14 protein-coding genes and 1 CRISPR repeat array are annotated in these 17244 nt (G+C 65.2%); of the genes, 5 read left to right on the top strand and 9 right to left on the bottom strand.

The window, feature by feature from the left end; all coding sequences use genetic code 11:
* Positions 1 to 175: 175 nt before the first annotated feature.
* Together dacB and NCS58_RS03385 are read left to right on the top strand one after the other, a co-directional pair.
* Positions 176 to 1801, top strand: coding sequence for a D-alanyl-D-alanine carboxypeptidase/D-alanyl-D-alanine-endopeptidase (dacB, locus tag NCS58_RS03390; RefSeq protein WP_061117695.1), 1626 nt, complete (start codon positions 176 to 178; stop codon positions 1799 to 1801).
* A gap of 255 nt (positions 1802 to 2056) precedes the next feature.
* The gene (locus NCS58_RS03385; RefSeq protein ID WP_061117696.1) at positions 2057 to 3163 is read left to right on the top strand and encodes an SGNH/GDSL hydrolase family protein; all 1107 of its coding nucleotides are present in this window, start codon (positions 2057 to 2059) and stop codon (positions 3161 to 3163) included.
* Between the two features lie 131 nt (positions 3164 to 3294).
* A CRISPR array of direct repeats spans positions 3295 to 4542; the repeat unit is 28 nt; unit sequence GGTCTATCTCCGCACACGCGGAGGAAAC.
* Positions 4543 to 4616: 74 nt separating this feature from the next.
* Here NCS58_RS03385 and NCS58_RS03380 read toward each other — a convergent pair.
* The 9 genes from NCS58_RS03380 to NCS58_RS03340 form a co-directional block, all read right to left on the bottom strand.
* Complete coding sequence (locus NCS58_RS03380) at positions 4617 to 5648, bottom strand: L-threonylcarbamoyladenylate synthase (protein ID WP_250537845.1); 1032 nt, start codon at positions 5646 to 5648, stop codon at positions 4617 to 4619.
* A 21-nt stretch (positions 5649 to 5669) separates the two neighbouring features.
* On the bottom strand, positions 5670 to 6857 hold the full coding sequence (locus tag NCS58_RS03375; RefSeq protein WP_061117698.1) for a 5-(carboxyamino)imidazole ribonucleotide synthase: 1188 nt from the start codon (positions 6855 to 6857) through the stop codon (positions 5670 to 5672).
* Positions 6858 to 6924: 67 nt separating this feature from the next.
* Positions 6925 to 7458 (bottom strand): 5-(carboxyamino)imidazole ribonucleotide mutase, encoded by a 534-nt coding sequence (gene purE, locus NCS58_RS03370; RefSeq protein WP_061117699.1) that lies wholly within the window; start codon positions 7456 to 7458, stop codon positions 6925 to 6927.
* Positions 7459 to 7518: 60 nt separating this feature from the next.
* Complete coding sequence (locus NCS58_RS03365; RefSeq protein WP_061117873.1) at positions 7519 to 8409, bottom strand: phosphoribosylaminoimidazolesuccinocarboxamide synthase; 891 nt, start codon at positions 8407 to 8409, stop codon at positions 7519 to 7521.
* A gap of 150 nt (positions 8410 to 8559) precedes the next feature.
* Positions 8560 to 9624 (bottom strand): class II fructose-bisphosphate aldolase, encoded by a 1065-nt coding sequence (fba, locus tag NCS58_RS03360; RefSeq protein WP_035497826.1) that lies wholly within the window; start codon positions 9622 to 9624, stop codon positions 8560 to 8562.
* 207 nt (positions 9625 to 9831) lie between these two features.
* A complete protein-coding gene (pyk, locus tag NCS58_RS03355) occupies positions 9832 to 11634 on the bottom strand; it encodes a pyruvate kinase (RefSeq protein ID WP_409219253.1) in 1803 nt (600 codons plus the stop codon).
* A 4-nt stretch (positions 11635 to 11638) separates the two neighbouring features.
* The gene (locus NCS58_RS03350; protein WP_061117700.1) at positions 11639 to 12829 is read right to left on the bottom strand and encodes a phosphoglycerate kinase; all 1191 of its coding nucleotides are present in this window, start codon (positions 12827 to 12829) and stop codon (positions 11639 to 11641) included.
* A 408-nt stretch (positions 12830 to 13237) separates the two neighbouring features.
* Positions 13238 to 13561, bottom strand: coding sequence for an AzlD domain-containing protein (locus NCS58_RS03345; RefSeq protein WP_250476338.1), 324 nt, complete (start codon positions 13559 to 13561; stop codon positions 13238 to 13240).
* Positions 13558 to 14328 (bottom strand): AzlC family ABC transporter permease, encoded by a 771-nt coding sequence (locus NCS58_RS03340; protein ID WP_250537981.1) that lies wholly within the window; start codon positions 14326 to 14328, stop codon positions 13558 to 13560. Before NCS58_RS03340 ends, NCS58_RS03345 begins: the two co-directional genes overlap by 4 nt.
* A gap of 349 nt (positions 14329 to 14677) precedes the next feature.
* Here NCS58_RS03340 and NCS58_RS03335 point away from each other — a divergent pair, with 349 nt between their 5' ends.
* From NCS58_RS03335 to waaF, 3 genes are all read left to right on the top strand, one after another.
* Complete coding sequence (locus NCS58_RS03335; protein ID WP_086960938.1) at positions 14678 to 15598, top strand: branched-chain amino acid transaminase; 921 nt, start codon at positions 14678 to 14680, stop codon at positions 15596 to 15598.
* A 65-nt stretch (positions 15599 to 15663) separates the two neighbouring features.
* On the top strand, positions 15664 to 15861 hold the full coding sequence (locus tag NCS58_RS03330; protein ID WP_008351333.1) for a zinc-finger domain-containing protein: 198 nt from the start codon (positions 15664 to 15666) through the stop codon (positions 15859 to 15861).
* A gap of 142 nt (positions 15862 to 16003) precedes the next feature.
* Complete coding sequence (gene waaF, locus NCS58_RS03325) at positions 16004 to 17077, top strand: lipopolysaccharide heptosyltransferase II (protein WP_061117703.1); 1074 nt, start codon at positions 16004 to 16006, stop codon at positions 17075 to 17077.
* Positions 17078 to 17244: the final 167 nt, after the last annotated feature.

Below are 17244 nucleotides of genomic sequence, written 5' to 3'. Positions count from 1 at the left end.
GTCCACGTTCGGAAGACAACGGCGTGCCGCGCCCGACGCCCATCGCCCGACGAAGATTTTCAGCCCGTACGATTTCCGCAAGCCAGCTTGTCTACAATAGCCGCTTCCCGCGCGGCGCACCCCTGCCCGGCCACGCGCCGCCGCCTGCCATCCAGTCCAAGAACAACGCTCGTCCATGCCGTCTGCATTTCGCTTCCTGCCCAGCCGTCTCTCTTCGTTCGCGCTCGCCGCAACCTTCGCCTGCGCAGCGCTCGGCCATATGCCCTACGCCGAGGCGCGCGGCGGCTCGAAGTCCGAATCGCAGGCGCAATCGCCGGAGCGCGCGGCGATCGGTGGAACCCGGTCGAAGCACGCGGCGAAAAACGAAGCGAAGCGCGCGAAGGCCGAGCGCGAGCGTGCCGAGAAGGCGAGCGTGCCCGCCGGACCGCTGCCCGCATCGGTGATGACGGCGCTCGCGCACGCGCACGTACCGCTTTCGTCGATGAGCGTCGTCGTGCAGCGCGTCGGCGCGCCGTTGCCTCTCGTCTCGGTCAACGCGAGCCAGCCGATGCTGCCCGCCTCGACGATGAAGCTCGTCACCACATACGCCGGCCTCTCGATGCTCGGCCCGGACTATCGCTGGAAGACGACCGCGTATGCCGACGGCGACGTCGATGCTCAGGGCGTCCTGCACGGCAATCTGTACATCCAGGGCACCGGCGATCCAAAGCTCGTGCCGGAGGAGCTGATCGATCTCGTCGAGCAGGTGCGCAAGAACGGCATCACGGGCATCGATGGCGCGCTCGTGCTCGACAAGCGCTACTTCGACGCTTCCACGCGCGATCTGCCCGCCTTCGACAACGATGACACCGCGCCCTACAACGTCGGCCCGGACCCGCTGCTGTACGCATTCAAGTCGCTGTCCTTCACGCTGACGCCGAGCCCCGACGGACAAGTCTCCATCGACGTGCTGCCGCAACTCGCGCAATTGCAGATCGACAACGAACTGCGCGTCACGCGCGGCGCCTGCACCGGCTCGCTCCAGGCGGCGTCGCCGAGCGTCGCGCAGACACAGGGCGGCTTCGTGCAGGCATCGTTCATCGGCGACTATCCGTTGCGTTGCGGCTCGCGCACGATCAACGTTGCGGCGCTCGATCACTCGACGTTCTTCGCGGGCGGCTTTCTCGCACTGTGGAAGCAGGCGGGCGGCACGTTCCAGGGCACGACGCGCGAAGGCCCGACGCCGTCGAACGCGCGGCTCGTCGGCACGCATCGCAGTCCGGTGCTGTCGGACGTCGTGCGCGACATCAACAAGTTCAGCAACAACGTGATGGCGCGCAACCTGTTCCTCACGATCGGCGCGGCGCAATCGAAGCCGCCGGCGACGACCGCGAAATCCTCCGCGGCGATCCAGGCGTTCCTGAAGCGCAGCGCCCTGCCGATGAGCGGCCTCACGCTCGACAACGGCTCGGGCCTTTCGCGCGACGAGCACATCTCGGCGAGCTCGCTCGCCGACCTGCTGATGGCGGCCAACGCGAGTCCGGTCGCGCAGGTGTTCGTCGAATCGCTGCCCGTCGCGGGCGTCGACGGCACGATGCGCAACCGCCTCACCAACGCGGGCGCGCTCGGCAACGCGCACATCAAGACCGGCACGCTGCGCGACGTACGGGCGATCGCGGGCTATGTCGGCGCGGCGAACGGCGAGAGCTATGTCGTCGTGAGCTTCATCAATGATCCGCGCGCCGAAGCCGCGCGCGCCGCGCACGATGCGCTGCTCGAATGGGTCTACGAAGGCGTGCGCAGGCCGGGCGCGGCGGATTGAACGGCTCGGCCATCGGCTGAATACGGCGCTCGCGGGCACGGAAAGCCGGCGGGACCGAAGATTTCTTCTACGAAGTGACGTCCGGTAACGTGCGCGCGGCGTGTACGCTGTCGGGCACGCCGCTGGCCCGGTGCAGGTGTGCACCGGAGCGGGCGGGCGGCATCGCTTAAACTCGCAGGTACGCGGCACGCGGACCGCAACAAGGTCAGGCGCCGCAATCGAACTAGAAAACACCGAAGAAGGGAGACGAGGTCCATGAACAAGCAACGCTCGACGCGCGCCGCACTGGTGCGCTTTGCCCAAGTCGCGACGGCCAGCGCGGCCTTCGCTCTGCTCGCCGCGTGCGGTGGCGGCGGCGATGACAACAATTCCACGCCGGCGGGCGGCGTGAAACTGCAGGTGGTGTCGTTCGGCGACAGTCTTTCCGACGTCGGCACCTATTCGCCGGTCGCGGCGGCGAACTTCGGCGGCGGCCGGTTCACGACGAATCCGGGTCAGGTCTGGGTGCAGAATGTCGCGCAGTATTACGGCGATACGCTCACGCCGGCGATGACGGGCGGCTTCGGCACGCCGCCTGCCACGCAAGCGGGTCTCGGCTACGCGCAAGGTGGCGCGCTCGTGACGAATCCGATCGGGATCAATCACGTGTCGACCGATCCCGCGAATTACACGGGCGCGCTCACGGTGCCGATCGTTCAGCAGGTGCAGAACTATCTCAGCGCACACGGCAGCTTCAATTCGAACCAGCTCGTGATTGTGAACGGCGGCGGCAACGACATCCTCTATAACTTCCAGCGGGCCGTGGCCGGCGCGATCACGCCGGCACAGGCGAGCGCAGCGATCGGCAAGGCGGCGATCGACCTCGCCGGTCTGATCGGCAAGGTCGTGCAGAGCGGCGCGACGCACGTACTGGTGTCGAACGTGCCGGACATCGGCGCCACGCCGCAGGGCATGATGAGCTCGGCGGCCAATCGCGCGTTGCTGACACAGGCATCGCTCGGCTTCAATCAGGCGCTTGCGGCAGCGCTCACGCAGTCGGGACTGATGCCGAAGGTGATTTATCTGGACATCGTGCCGGTGCTCGCCAATGTCACGGCGAATTATCAGCAGCTTGGATTCGCGGTTTCGAACACCGGGACGGCCTGTAACCTGCAGGCGATGGCGGCGGCGGCGCAGAAGTTCGGCGAGCCCAATCCGCAAGCGTTCGCCACCTCGCTGTTCTGCTCGCCGGAGACGCTGACCGTCGCGGGCGCGGACCAGACGTACATGTACGCAGACACCGTGCATCCGACGACGCATCTGGGCGCGCTCTATGCGCAGGCGGCGGAGCAGGCGATTGCGAAGTCGGGGTTGGGGAAGTAAGCGGGTTCTTTCGGTTGCGAATGGAAAACCGCCCGGCGAGAGATCGCCGGGCGGTTTTGTTTTGAGGCTTGGAAGAGGTGTGCGCGGGCGCGGAGGAAACATCACGCCACCGCCGAGGCGATCTTCTGAAAGGTGTATCTCCGCACACGCGGAGGAAACGAGCTCCAGTCGAAGCCGAAGCTGATGGACATGGGTCTATCTCCGCACACGCGGAGGAAACTTGCCAGAGCCGGTATCTCCGACAATCGCGATGGGTCTATCTCCGCACACGCGGAGGAAACCCGGGATACGAACGGGGAGACCGTGGATACGCGGGTCTATCTCCGCACACGCGGAGGAAACTGGCAGAACTCGGGTATGGGTTCGCCTACCGGGGGTCTATCTCCGCACACGCGGAGGAAACGCGCCCATCGCCATCATCGATCCGGCATATGGGGGTCTATCTCCGCACACGCGGAGGAAACTACAAAGCTCAGACCCAGTACCTCGATCCTCAGGGTCTATCTCCGCACACGCGGAGGAAACCCTGTCCGCTCGTCGATACAGTCGTCTGTGAAGGGTCTATCTCCGCACACGCGGAGGAAACTTCACGCCGTCGGTGCAGCCGCAGTTCATTCCCGGTCTATCTCCGCACACGCGGAGGAAACTTCGGTCCGATGACCCCTCAGCGCTGGGAACAGGGTCTATCTCCGCACACGCGGAGGAAACGGCCAATCCTATCTTGATCCCGTCTACGACCAGGGTCTATCTCCGCACACGCGGAGGAAACTTTTTTGGAGGTCCATTGCAGTTGACTGACCACGGTCTATCTCCGCACACGCGGAGGAAACGCGAGGATTGCGCACAGCTCTTCCTGGATCATGGGTCTATCTCCGCACACGCGGAGGAAACTTGTGCTCTACGCTTGCGACTCGCCGCGCAATGGGTCTATCTCCGCACACGCGGAGGAAACGACGGCTTGCCGCTCACGCTGTCATGGTCGGACGGTCTATCTCCGCACACGCGGAGGAAACTAGATCCATCGCCGAGCCATCGCTCATCGCGAGGGTCTATCTCCGCACACGCGGAGGAAACTTTGTTTCCATCACGCGATGGTAGTACCCGAACGGTCTATCTCCGCACACGCGGAGGAAACCTCAGACTCGCGCATAGCGCCTACGGCGGCCCGGGTCTATCTCCGCACACGCGGAGGAAACCGCGGGTCCGAATCGATGACGAGGATGGGATCGGGTCTATCTCCGCACACGCGGAGGAAACCGTCATCGGCAGTTGACCAGGTGGTTTTTGCAGGGCCCATCTCCGCACACGCGGAGGAAACCAATGCCGGGTCCGCACAAGCCCGATGATCTCGGGCCCATCTCCGCACACGCGGAGGAAACCCTAGATGATAACCGCTTGATCCAAAACCGAAATCCCCGCAACCCATCTTCACAAATGAGGCCCCCGCGCGCCCTCACTCCTCCCGCTCGAACGCCGCCGCCGCCCTCCCAAGCCGGTCATTCACCGCAATCCACTCGACCGTATCCGGCAGTTTCTCGATGAGAATCCGCTCGACATCCGCCCGATCCAGCGCACGCAACAAACCATACAAATCGCGCGCGTAACTCTGCGGATTTTCCGGCGCGGCCGCGAAATGCACATGCGCCGCATGCGCCCATTCCCCCGCGCTTGACGCCCTCGCGACCAGCGCGATCTTCCTTCCGCTCACCCGATCGTGAGCCGCGAGCAACGGCTCGATCGACGCGAACGGCAACAACGCAAGCGGCGTGCGCGGCGCGTAATGCGCCTTCAACGTCCCGGAAGCGCGCGGCGCCGTGGCATCCGACCCATCCGGCAACCTCGGCGCAGTACCGATCACATCCGCGATCTGCTGCGGACTCACATGTCCCGGCCGCAGCAGCGCCGGAAACCCGCGCGACAAATCCAGAATCGTCGATTCGATGCCGACGTCCGCCGCGCCGCCATCGAGCACGTGCACCGCGCTGCCGAACTCGTCGCGCACGTGCTGCGCGGTCGTCGGACTGACATGACCAAACCGGTTGGCCGATGGCCCCGCGACGCCGCCCTGCTTCCCCGTGCCGATCCGCCTCGCGTGGAACGCCGACAACAGTTGCTGCGCCACCGGATGCGACGGACATCGCACGCCCACCGAATCCTGGCCGCCGCTGACCGCCGCCGGAATATGGGCCGCGCGCTTGAGGATCAACGTCAAAGGCCCCGGCCAGAACGCATCGATGAGCTTCTGCGCATCTGCGGGCAACTCGCGCACCCAGTAGCCCGGATCGGCTTCGGGGGCGAGATGCACGATCACCGGATGATTCGCCGGACGGCCCTTCGCCGCATAAATACGCGCGATGGCGTCCGGATTCTCGGCGTCGCCGCCGAGCCCGTAGACCGTCTCGGTCGGAAACGCGACGAGTTCGCCCGCATCGAGCAAAGCCGCGGCTTCAGCGATCTGCGCGGCGCTCGGAAAGTGAATGGTCATTGCCTGCTGCTTCGGTAAGTCTCAATCGAGCGGGATATGCAGCATCCGCGCGCAGTCACGCGCCGCCGTGCGCGCTTCCTCGAGCGTCGCCGCCGTGAAATTGATGTGGCCCATCTTGCGGCCCCGGCGCGCCTCTTCCTTGCCGTAGAGATGCAGCCGCGCGGCCGGCATCGCCGCAACCTCCGTCCATGCGGGCGCTCGCGCCTTGTCGCCATCGAACCAGATATCGCCGAGCAGGTTCAGCATCGCGGCGGGCGAATGCTGGCGCGTATCGCCGAGCGGCATGCCGGTCATCGCGCGGACCTGTTGCTCGAACTGGCTCGTCGCGCAGGCATCGACCGTGTAGTGGCCGGAATTGTGCGGACGCGGCGCCATTTCGTTGGCGATCAGCGTGCCATCTTCCAGCACGAAGAATTCGACGCACAGCACGCCGACATAACCGAGCTTCGCGGCAATGGTCAGCGCGGCGTCCTGCGCCTGCGCGACAAGCGATGCCGAAGCATCGGGCGCAGGCACGACCGTCTTCGCGAGAATGCCGTTCACATGCACGTTCTGCGCGAGCGGAAACACGGCCGACTTGCCGTCGCCGCCGCGCGCGATCAGCACGGACACTTCGTACTTGAGCGGCATGCGCTTCTCGAGCACGCACGGCACGCCCGACAGCGACGCATACGCGTTGCGCACGTCCGCGACATTGCGCACGCTGACCTGCCCCTTGCCGTCGTAGCCGAGACGCGCGGTCTTGAGAATGCCCGGCAGCACCGCCGCGATCTTCTCGTCGGGCAACGCGGCGAGCGCCTGCGGCGATTCGATCACGACATGCGGCGCGACCGGCACGCCCGATGCCGCAATGAAGCGCTTCTCCGCGACGCGGTCCTGCGCGATCGCCACGCAGCTCGCAGCCGGGCTGACGAACGTGCACGACGCGAGAAATTCGAGGCTCGCGGAAGGCACGTTCTCGAATTCCGTCGATACCGCCGCGCACAGGCGGCCGAGTTCGGTAAGCGCCGCGCGGTCGTCATAGGCGGCGCGGATGTGGCGATCCGCGACAGCGCCTGCGGGGCTCGTCTCGTCCGGATCGAGGACGGCGACGCGATAGCCCATCGATTGCGCGGCGAAGCAGAACATGCGGCCGAGCTGGCCACCGCCGACCATGCCGAGCCATGCGCCCGGCAGGATGGGAGAGATCGGAGAATTGTGTGGGTTCATCGTGGGGCTTGGGTGGCTGGCTGTGGGCATCAGCGATTGCGCGACGCGCGGTCCGCGCGCGGGGTCATCAAAGCGGCGGCAGCGCCATGTCCCGCGCCGCCTGATTCTGCTTCACACGGAAAGCGGCGAGCGCGTCGGCGTATGCGGCATCGGTGACGCTCAGCATCGATACGGCGAACAGCGCCGCGTTCGCCGCGCCCGCCTCGCCGATGGCGAAGGTCGCGACCGGCACGCCCTTGGGCATCTGCACGATCGAATGCAGCGAATCGACGCCCTTCAGATATTTGCTCGCCACCGGCACGCCGAGCACCGGCACGGTGGTCTTCGCGGCCAGCATGCCCGGCAGATGCGCCGCGCCGCCCGCGCCCGCGATGATCGCGCGCACGCCGCGCTCACGCGCGCTTTCCGCGTAGGCGAACATCTCGTCCGGCATGCGATGCGCCGAGACCACTTTCGCCTCGTACGGCACGCCGAATTCCTGAAGCATCGCGACGGCGTGCTTCATTACGTCCCAGTCGGAGCTGGAACCCATCAACACGCCGACGAGCGGCGCTTCGTGTGTGTGCCCTTTTGCCAGATCCGGGGCCTTCACTTCGCTCATTCCAATTTCCCAGAGATATGCCCGCGCCGCTCTTTTCGTGAGCGGCGCGCGTGCCGAACCTTAAGACAGCGTCTTGCCAGTGAGACGCTGCAACGCTTCCTGATACTTCTCCGACGTCTTGGCGATCACCTCGTCCGGCAGCGCCGGCGCGGGCGGCTCTTTTTTCCACGGCTGCGTTTCGAGCCAGTCGCGCACGAACTGCTTGTCGAAGGACGGCGGATTCGTGCCGACCTGATAGCCATCGGCGGGCCAGAAGCGCGACGAATCGGCGGTCAGGACTTCGTCCATCAGATACAGCTCACCCTTGTTGTCGAGGCCGAACTCGAACTTCGTATCCGCGATGATGATGCCGCGCGTGGCCGCGTATTCGGCCGCTTCCTTGTACAACTGGATGGAGATGCGCTTGATCGTCGCCGACAGTTCGGTGCCGATGCGGCGCTCCATCTCATCGTAGGTGATGTTTTCGTCGTGATGACCCATTTCGGCTTTCGCCGCCGGCGTGAAAATCGGCTCGGGCAGCTTCTGCGCATTCTGCAGGCCCGGCGGCAACTCGACGCCGCACACCGCGCCCGTCGCCTGATAGTCCTTCCAGCCGCTGCCCGCGAGATAGCCGCGCACGACCGCTTCGACGAGGATCGGCTCGAGGCGCTTCACGACGACCGCGCGGCCCTTCACCTGCTCGACCTCGTCGGGCGCGACGACAGTCGAAGGATCGATGCCCGTGTTGTGATTCGGCACGATATGACCGAGCTTCTCGAACCAGAAATCGGCCATCGTGTTCAGCACGCGGCCCTTGTTCGGAATCGGCTCGCCCATGACGACATCGAATGCGGAAAGGCGGTCGGTCGTTACGATCAGGAGCTTGTCCTGACCGACTGCGTAGTTGTCGCGGACCTTGCCGCGGCCGAGCAGCGGCAGCGATCTGATCGTGGATTCGTATAGCGTGGACATCGTCATGTACCGGAAAGGGTGCTGAAATGGTTAACGCCGCGCTTCGGCATCCAGCGCGGCGAGAGAAAAAAAGCGAACGGGCTCCGAACCCGGAACCCGTTGATTTTACTTTACAAATAACGCCTGGCTCAGATCAGGCTTATTTCGCGCTCACTTGACGATCTGCGCGAGGGCGCCCGACTTGTACTTCTCGGCGATCTTGTCGAGCGAAACCGGCTTGATCTTGCCCGCCATGCCTTCGCAGCCGAACTGCATGTAGCGCTGGCGGCAGATTTCCTTCGCCGCTTCGCGCGCGGGCTTCAAATAGTCGCGCGGATCGAACTTCGACGGATTTTCGAACAGATAGCGGCGAATCGCGCCGGTGATCGCGAGGCGCAAATCGGTATCGATGTTCACCTTGCGCACGCCGTGCTTGATGCCTTCCTGAATCTCTTCGACCGGCACGCCGTAGGTTTCCTTCATGTCGCCGCCGAATTCGCGGATCTCGGCCAGCAATTCCTGCGGCACGGACGACGAACCGTGCATCACCAGGTGCGTGTTCGGAATGCGCTGGTGGATCTCCCGGATGCGGTCGATGGCGAGAATGTCGCCCGTCGGCTTCTTCGAAAACTTGTACGCGCCGTGCGACGTGCCGATCGCAATCGCCAGGGCATCGCACTGCGTCTGCTTCACGAAGTCGGCGGCCTGCTCGACGTCGGTCAGAAGCTGCTCGCGCGTCATCGTGCCTTCGGCGCCGTGGCCGTCTTCCTTGTCGCCCTTCATGGTTTCGAGCGAACCGAGCACGCCCAGCTCGGCTTCGACGGTGACGCCGATCGAATGCGAAAACTCCACGACCTGCTTCGACACCGCGACGTTGTATTCGTACGAAGCGACCGTCTTGCCGTCGGCTTCGAGCGAACCGTCCATCATCACGCTCGTGAAGCCGGAGCGGATTGCGGCCATGCACACGGCCGGCGACTGGCCGTGATCCTGATGCATCACGACCGGAATATGCGGATACGACTCGACGGCCGCTTCGATCAGATGGCGCAGGAACGCTTCGCCCGCGTACTTACGCGCGCCGGCGGACGCCTGCATGATGACGGGCGCGTTCACTTCGTTCGCGGCCGACATGATCGCCTGCACTTGTTCCAGATTGTTGACGTTGAATGCCGGGAGGCCGTAACCGTGTTCGGCTGCGTGATCCAGCAGTTGACGCATTGATACGAGAGGCATTGTGGTGAGACTCCATGATGTGAAACGAATTCTGCAGCGCGCTCGATTCCGCTCTCGGGCGGTTTTCGGCTTGATCGTCGCCTCGACTGACGCATTGCTCCGCGTCGTCTTGCGCGCTTGATTGGGCGCCCGCCGCTGCTGGACGGCGGGCGCTCCGGACCTGCGGCAATCGCGCGGCGTTTGACCGCGCAGATTTCTCAAAAATGCTTAGAAGTGGTCGCCCACACGCACGATCTTGAGCGTGTTGGTGCCGCCCGCCTGACCCATCGGCTCGCCGACGGTCAGCACGACCATGTCGCCGCGCGCCGCATACCCCTTCGACACGACCACTTCGAGCGCCTGATTCAGCGCGGTGTCGCGATCCATGTTGGTGTCGACGTGCAGGGGCGTCACGTTGCGGTACAGCGACATCGTGCGCTCGCTCGACACGCGCGGCGTCAGCGCGAAGATCGGCACGTGCGTCCAGTGACGCGACATCCACAGCGCCGTCGAGCCGGATTCGGTCAACGCGACCACGGCCTTCGCGCCGAGATGAAAGGCGGTGAAGAGCGCGCCCATCGCGATCGACTGGTCGATGCGCGTGAACGTGCGGTCGAGGAAATCGCGGTCGAGCTGCGACTCTTCCGACTTCTCCGCCTCGACACACACGGCCGCCATCGTCTCGATGGTCGTCACCGGATACTTGCCGGCTGCCGTTTCGGCGGAGAGCATCACGGCGTCGGTGCCGTCGAGCACGGCGTTCGCGACGTCCGACACTTCCGCGCGCGTCGGCACGGGCGCGTGGATCATCGATTCCATCATTTGCGTGGCGGTGATCACGAGCTTGTTCGACTCGCGCGCCATGCGGATCATGCGCTTTTGCAGCGCCGGCACCGCCGCGTTGCCCACTTCCACAGCGAGATCGCCGCGCGCGACCATGATGCCGTCCGATGCGTCGAGAATGCCCTGCAATGCCGGAATCGCTTCGGCGCGCTCGATCTTCGCGATCATCTTCGGCTTGATGCCGTACGGCGCGCCCGCGATGTTCGCGAGTTGACGCGCCATTTCCATGTCCGTCGCATTTTTCGGGAACGACACCGCGACGAAGTCCGCGCCGAGCGACATCGCCGTCTTGATGTCCTCCATGTCCTTCTCGGTCAGCGCGGGCGCGGTGAGACCGCCGCCCTGGCGGTTGATGCCCTTGTTGTTCGAGAGCTCGCCGCCGACCTTGACCGTCGTGTGAATTTCCTCGCCGATCACGCGCGTCACGTCGAGCACGATGAGACCGTCGTTGAGCAGCAGCACGTCGCCTGCGCGCAGGTCGCGCGGCAGATCCTTGTAGTCGAGGCCGACGCGCTCGTTATTGCCGAGCGTGCAGTTGGCGTCGAGGATGAACGGGTTGCCCGCGACGAGCATCGTCTTGTTGTTCTCGAACTTGCCGACGCGGATCTTCGGGCCTTGCAGGTCCGCCATGATCGCGACTTCGCGGCCCACCTGACGCGCCGCCTCGCGGACGATTTCAGCGCGCTGGCGATGGTCGTCGGCGGTGCCGTGCGAAAAGTTGAAACGTACGACGTCGAGACCCGCCTGCAGCATTTGCAGCAGGATGTCCGGGCTCGTGGAAGCCGGGCCGATGGTGGCAACAATCTTTGTAGCGCGATGCATGGAATTCCTCGTCTCAGTAGGATCGCCCGTAACTACGCTGCGAGCACGTTGCGCTTGCAGTGAGGTGTTGCTCACCGGTTGCGCGCGCGCGCCGGTTCGTGCCGGCGTCGCTTTGTCGATTTCCTTCAGGGCATGGGCGGGCATGCCGCCAATGATGACCGGAGGCGGGGGCGGCACTGCGGCCGCGGCTTCGCCTTCGGATGCTGCCTGATCTGTTTGCGCCGCTTGCGCGATCGCCAGCGCTGCTTCAGGGGCGGCATCGGGCGCGCCGCTGTCGATCACGTCCTGCGTCACATCGTCTTGCGCGCCGCCGGCTGCTTGCGCGCCCTTCTTACCTGCTTTCGCCGGATTGCCTCGGGCCGCCAACGCCTCAGGCCCGCGACTCGAGCACTTCCACCGCAGGCAGCTTCTTGCCTTCCAGGAACTCCAGGAACGCGCCGCCGCCGGTCGAGATGTAGCTCACTTTGTCGTGGATGTTGTACTTCGCGATGGCCGCGAGCGTGTCGCCGCCGCCCGCGATCGAGAACGCCGACGAATTGGCGATCGCCTGCGCGAGCGTCTTCGTGCCGTTGCCGAACTGGTCGAACTCGAACACGCCGACCGGGCCGTTCCAGACGATCGTGCCGGCGGTTTCGAGCTGCGCCGCGAGCGCCTTCGCCGTATCCGGGCCGATGTCGAGGATCAGGTCGTCGTCGGCGACATCCGCGACGGGCTTGATCTGCGCCTTCGCGGTCGGGGCGAATTCCTTGGCCGTCACGACGTCGCTCGGAATCGGCACCGATGCGCCGCGCGTGCGCGCCTGCTCGATGATTTCCTTCGCTTCGTCGACGAGATCGGCCTCCGCGAGCGACTTGCCGATCTTGAGGCCCGACGCCAGCATGAACGTGTTCGCGATGCCGCCACCGACGATCAGTTGATCGACCTTCTCGGCGAGCGACTTCAGAATGGTGAGCTTGGTCGACACCTTCGAGCCCGCGACGATCGCGACGAGCGGTCGCTTCGGGTTGCCGAGCGCCTTGCCGAGCGCGTCGAGCTCGGCGGCGAGCAGCGGGCCCGCGCATGCGACCGGCGCGTACTTCGCGATGCCGTGCGTCGTGGCTTCGGCGCGGTGCGCGGTGCCGAACGCGTCATTCACGTAGACGTCGCAGAGCTTCGCCATTTTCTGCGCGAGGCCGTCGTCGTTCTTCTTCTCGCCCTTGTTGCAGCGGCAGTTTTCGAGCAGCACGACGTTGCCCGGCTGCACCTGGACGCCGTCGACCCAATCGGCGACGAGCGGCACGTCGCGGCCGAGCAGCTCCGACAGACGCTTCGCGACCGGGGCCAGCGAGTCTTCCGGCTTGAACTGGCCTTCGGTCGGGCGGCCCAGATGGGACGTGACCATCACGGCCGCGCCCGCGTCGAGGGCGGCCTTGATTGCCGGGACAGAGGCGCGCACGCGCGTGTCTTCGGTGATGTTGCCGTCATCGTCTTGCGGCACGTTGAGATCCGCGCGGATGAACACACGCTTGCCGGAGACTTTGCCTTCGGCGATCAGATCGGTGAAACGCAGTACTTTCGTCATGGGAGTCAACGTAGGTAAAGAAGCGGTTCGGGCGGGGACGGCCGTCGGGGCGGCCGGTTCGTGGAGTCGCCGCGCGCGGGCCGCCGGGCAGGACGGCTCGCGCGCGGATCAGGCTGGAGGCGAAGGCCGCGCGGTGAAGCCGAACGCGCGTGCAAGAAGCGGGAGAAAGGGATCGGACAGATGAATCCGGAGAGGCGCGCGAGCGGCGCTCGGGCGCGTGCACGCAGCCGGGAGCGGCGGGTTGGACAGCGGGTTGGACCATCCTGGCGCGGTGACTGCCGGAGACACTTTCGACCTCGCTCACTCGGGAAAGACCATCATTTTAACCGATCGCCCTGTCCGCTTTTAGCGGGCAATCGTTGATGACGCGTATTTGGCGCCGACGCATGCGACCCGGGCGTGGCGCGTTCACGCCGCGAGCCGCAGCAGCGTGAACACGAGCATGCCGACGGCGATCGTACCCATCATGCCGCGCCGCCACAGGTAGTACGCGAGTCCGGCCGCCGACGCCCATAGCGCATGATTCGACAGCGCGAGCGAAATGCCCGCCGACGTCTCCAGCAGGTCGGGCACGACGACGCCCGCCAGCGCCGCGGCCGGCGCGTAGCGCAGCACGCGCTGCACGCGCGGCGGCAGCACCATGCGTTCGCCGCCGGCCAGAAACAGTGCCCGCGTCACCGCGGTGACGAGGCCCATGCCGAGAATCGCGAGCCAGACATGCAGGGCGCTCATCGGAGTGGCCTCGTGGCGGCGGGTTTGTCGGCTTTCTTTTCGTCGGTGGCCTGCTTCGGGCCGGTGCGCTCCGCTATCACGTCCGCGAGCGTGCCCGCGAACAGCGCCGCGAATACCGCGAGCGGCAAGCCGAAGCGATACGGCAGATCGAACGCCAGCAGCGCGACCACGCTGGCGACGGCGACGGCCGCGAGCGTCGAGCGCGTGGCGATCGCAGAAACGATGAGCGGAATCAGCGCGAGCGTGCCCGCGAGCTCGAGGCCCCAGTTATCCGGAATCAGGCTCGCGAGCAGAATGCCGATCACCGACGAACTCTGCCAGGACAGCCAGCTCGACACCGCCAGTCCCCAGAGGAACGCCTCCTTGCCGGGCTGCCAGCCGACCGGAAAATTTCGCTTCGAGAACATCAGATAGATGATGTCGCCGTTGAAATAGCCGAGCAGCAAACGCCGCTTGAGCGGCAAGTAGGAGAAATGCGGCGCGAGGCCCGCGCTGAAGATGACGAAGCGCAGGTTGACCATCGCGGCGGTCAGGAGAATCGTCCAGAGCGGCAGCTTGGCGGCGAAGAGCGGCAGCACCGCGAGCTGCGACGAGCCCGCGTACACCGCGAACGACATGCCGAGCGCCTGCGGCACGGTGAGTACGGACTTCGTCATCGCGACGCCGGTCACGAGGCCCCAGGAGAACGTCGCCAGGACGGCGGGAGAGAAGGTGCGCACGCCCTCGAAAAACGCGCGGCGATTCGTGTCGGACAGCCGGTCGAGCATGAGCAAATGCGAGGCGAACAAGACAACCCGTGATGCCATTGCGCGGCCTCGATCGAATGCGCGATGGATCGGGAAAAACCGGGAAAATCGGGAATGGTGAGCTTCGCCGTTTCAGCCCGCGGTTTTTCAGCGGACGGCGAAAGGCAAATTATAGCGGCGTGAAAGGCGTGCCAAGGTCGGTTTCGTCGTGAAAAGACGCTAAAATGACGGTCTTTCGCCGCCTTTGCGCCCTCTACACGCGACTTCCCCTACGGAATCCGAGCAAGAAAGCGCGCCGGGCGCCGCCGCCCCTTCAGAACGCGGGCGGCCTGCCGAAACCCACTTGAACCGAGACAGCTAGGAGAACCGTATGTCAATGGCCGACCGCGACGGCAAGATCTGGATGGATGGCAAGCTGATCGACTGGCGTGATGCCAAGATCCACGTTCTGACCCACACGTTGCACTACGGCATGGGCGTTTTCGAAGGCGTGCGCGCGTACAAGACCGCGCAGGGCACGGCGATCTTCCGCCTGAAGGAACACACGAAGCGCCTGCTGAACTCCGCGAAGATTTTCCAGATGGAGGTCCCGTTCGACGCTGCCACGCTCGAAGCCGCGCAACTGGAAGTCGTCAAGGCGAACAATCTGGAAAGCTGCTACATCCGCCCGATCATCTGGGTCGGCTCGGAAAAGCTCGGCGTGTCGGCCAAGGGCAACACGATTCACGTGGCCATCGCCGCCTGGCCGTGGGGCGCGTATCTCGGTGAAGACGGACTCGCGAAGGGTATTCGCGTGAAGACGTCGTCGTTCACGCGCCATCACGTGAACGTGTCGATGGTCCGCGCGAAGGCATCCGGCTGGTACGTGAACTCGATTCTCGCGAATCAGGAAGCCGTCGCCGACGGCTACGACGAAGCCCTGCTGCTCGACGTGGACGGTTACGTGTCCGAAGGCTCCGGCGAGAACTTCTTCCTCGTGAACAACGGCAAGATCTACACGCCCGATCTCGCCTCGTGCCTCGACGGCATCACGCGCGATACCGTCATCACGCTCGCGCGCGATTTCGGCATCCCGGTGATCGAAAAGCGCATCACCCGCGACGAGGTGTACACCTGCGACGAAGCGTTCTTCACCGGCACCGCCGCCGAAGTCACGCCGATCCGCGAGCTCGACAACCGCACGATCGGCTCCGGCAAGCGCGGTCCGATCACGGAGAAGCTGCAAAGCGCGTTCTTCGACGTCGTCGGCGGCAAGAACGAGAAATACGCGAGCTGGCTCGCGAAGGTTTAACCGACCTCATGCGACGCGGCGAGCCTGACACTCGCCGCTAGCAGGACATCTGACAAGAGATAGCAATGAGCGACCTGAAGGAAATGCCGCTGGTGGAATTGTCGGCGAAAGATCTGCCCGCCTTCTGCCCGAACCCGAAGATGCAGCGCTGGAGCACGCATCCGCGCGTGTTCATCGACGTGACGCACGGCGAAGCGCGCTGCCCGTACTGCGGCACGCGCTACAAGCTGAAAGACGGCGAAGTGCTCAAGGGCGGTCACTGAAAACGCGCCGGGCGTCCGGCATCGGCCGGGCGCCGCCGCCCTGTTTCCGCGCCGTAGCAAAAGGCGCACATCAGACCCACGACAATCGACGGCTCGCCCCAAGGCGGCGGGCCGCGTTCATTTTGAGATCGGATAACGACAGATGCGCCGTGCGCTGGTTATAGCACCGAACTGGATCGGTGACGCATTGATGGCGCAGCCGCTCTTTACGCTCTTGCGCAAACTGCATCCGCGCATCGCGATCGATGCCGTCGCGCCGGGCTGGGTCGCGCCCGTGCTCGAGCGCATGCCCGAGATCCGCGACGTCTACGCGACGGATCTCGCCCACGGCAAGCTGCAACTGCTGCGCCGCTGGCAGCTCGCGAGCGATTTGCGCGATGTCGGCTACGACGCCGCCTACGTGCTGCCCAACTCCGTCAAATCCGCGCTGATTCCGTGGATGGCTGGCATCAATTTGCGTATCGGCTACACGGGCGAGAGCCGCTACGGGCTCTTGAACGTGCGTCACGCGAATCCGCCGAAGACCGAGCGTCCGCCGATGACCGCGCATTACGCCGCGCTCGCTTACGCGCCGGGCGCGAAGCTGCCGTTCGTCGACAAATTCGCCCAGCCCGATGCCGCCGGAGAGCCCGAGGCGCAGACGCTTCCCGTGCCGCGTCTCGAATTCGATCCGAACGAAGCCGCGCGCGTCTCGACGCGCTTCAATCTCGACACGCGGGCGCCGCTCGTCGTGTTCTGCCCGGGCGCGGAGTACGGGCCCGCCAAGCGCTGGCCGCCGGAGCATTTCGCGTCGCTCGCGCAATTCATCGCGCAGTCGTTCCCGTATGCGCGCATCATCGCGCTCGGCTCGAAGAAGGATGCGCCGATCGCGCAGGCCATCGCGGAGCGTGCGCCGATGGTGCGCAACCTGTGCGGCCAGACGTCGCTCGGCGAAGCGTGCGCGCTCATTTCACGGGCGAGCGCGGTCGTCACCAACGATTCCGGCCTCATGCACGTCGCGGCCGCGTCGCGCCGGCCGCTCGTCGCGGTCTACGGCTCGACCGATCCGCGCCACACGCCGCCCTTGTCCGATCTCGCAAAGGTACAATGGCTGCATCTTGAATGCAGTCCGTGCTTTGCCCGCGAGTGTCCGCTCGGCCATCTGAACTGCTTGCGCGAACTCTCGGCCGAACAGGTCTTCGGCGATTTGCGCGGGATGCTGCTCGCGCATCGTTGATGTTGCGCTCACGCGTCGAAAACGCGTGTCCAACTCGACGGTTTCCAGCCGTGTGTGCGGGTGCGGACACGCGAATGTCTCCGAACGGGGGCATGCTTTGACCAATGACCGATGCAGCGCGCCGTTCCGTCGCCTGCCGCCATCAGCGGCTTCGCGCGGCGCCGAGC

It is taken from the genome of Caballeronia sp. INML3B (assembly GCF_023631305.1).
In the GTDB taxonomy this organism is placed as follows: Bacteria; Pseudomonadota; Gammaproteobacteria; order Burkholderiales; family Burkholderiaceae; genus Caballeronia; species Caballeronia turbans.
The sequence above is the reverse complement of the archived record's forward strand: the minus strand, read 5'-3'. Positions and strand labels throughout refer to the sequence as shown.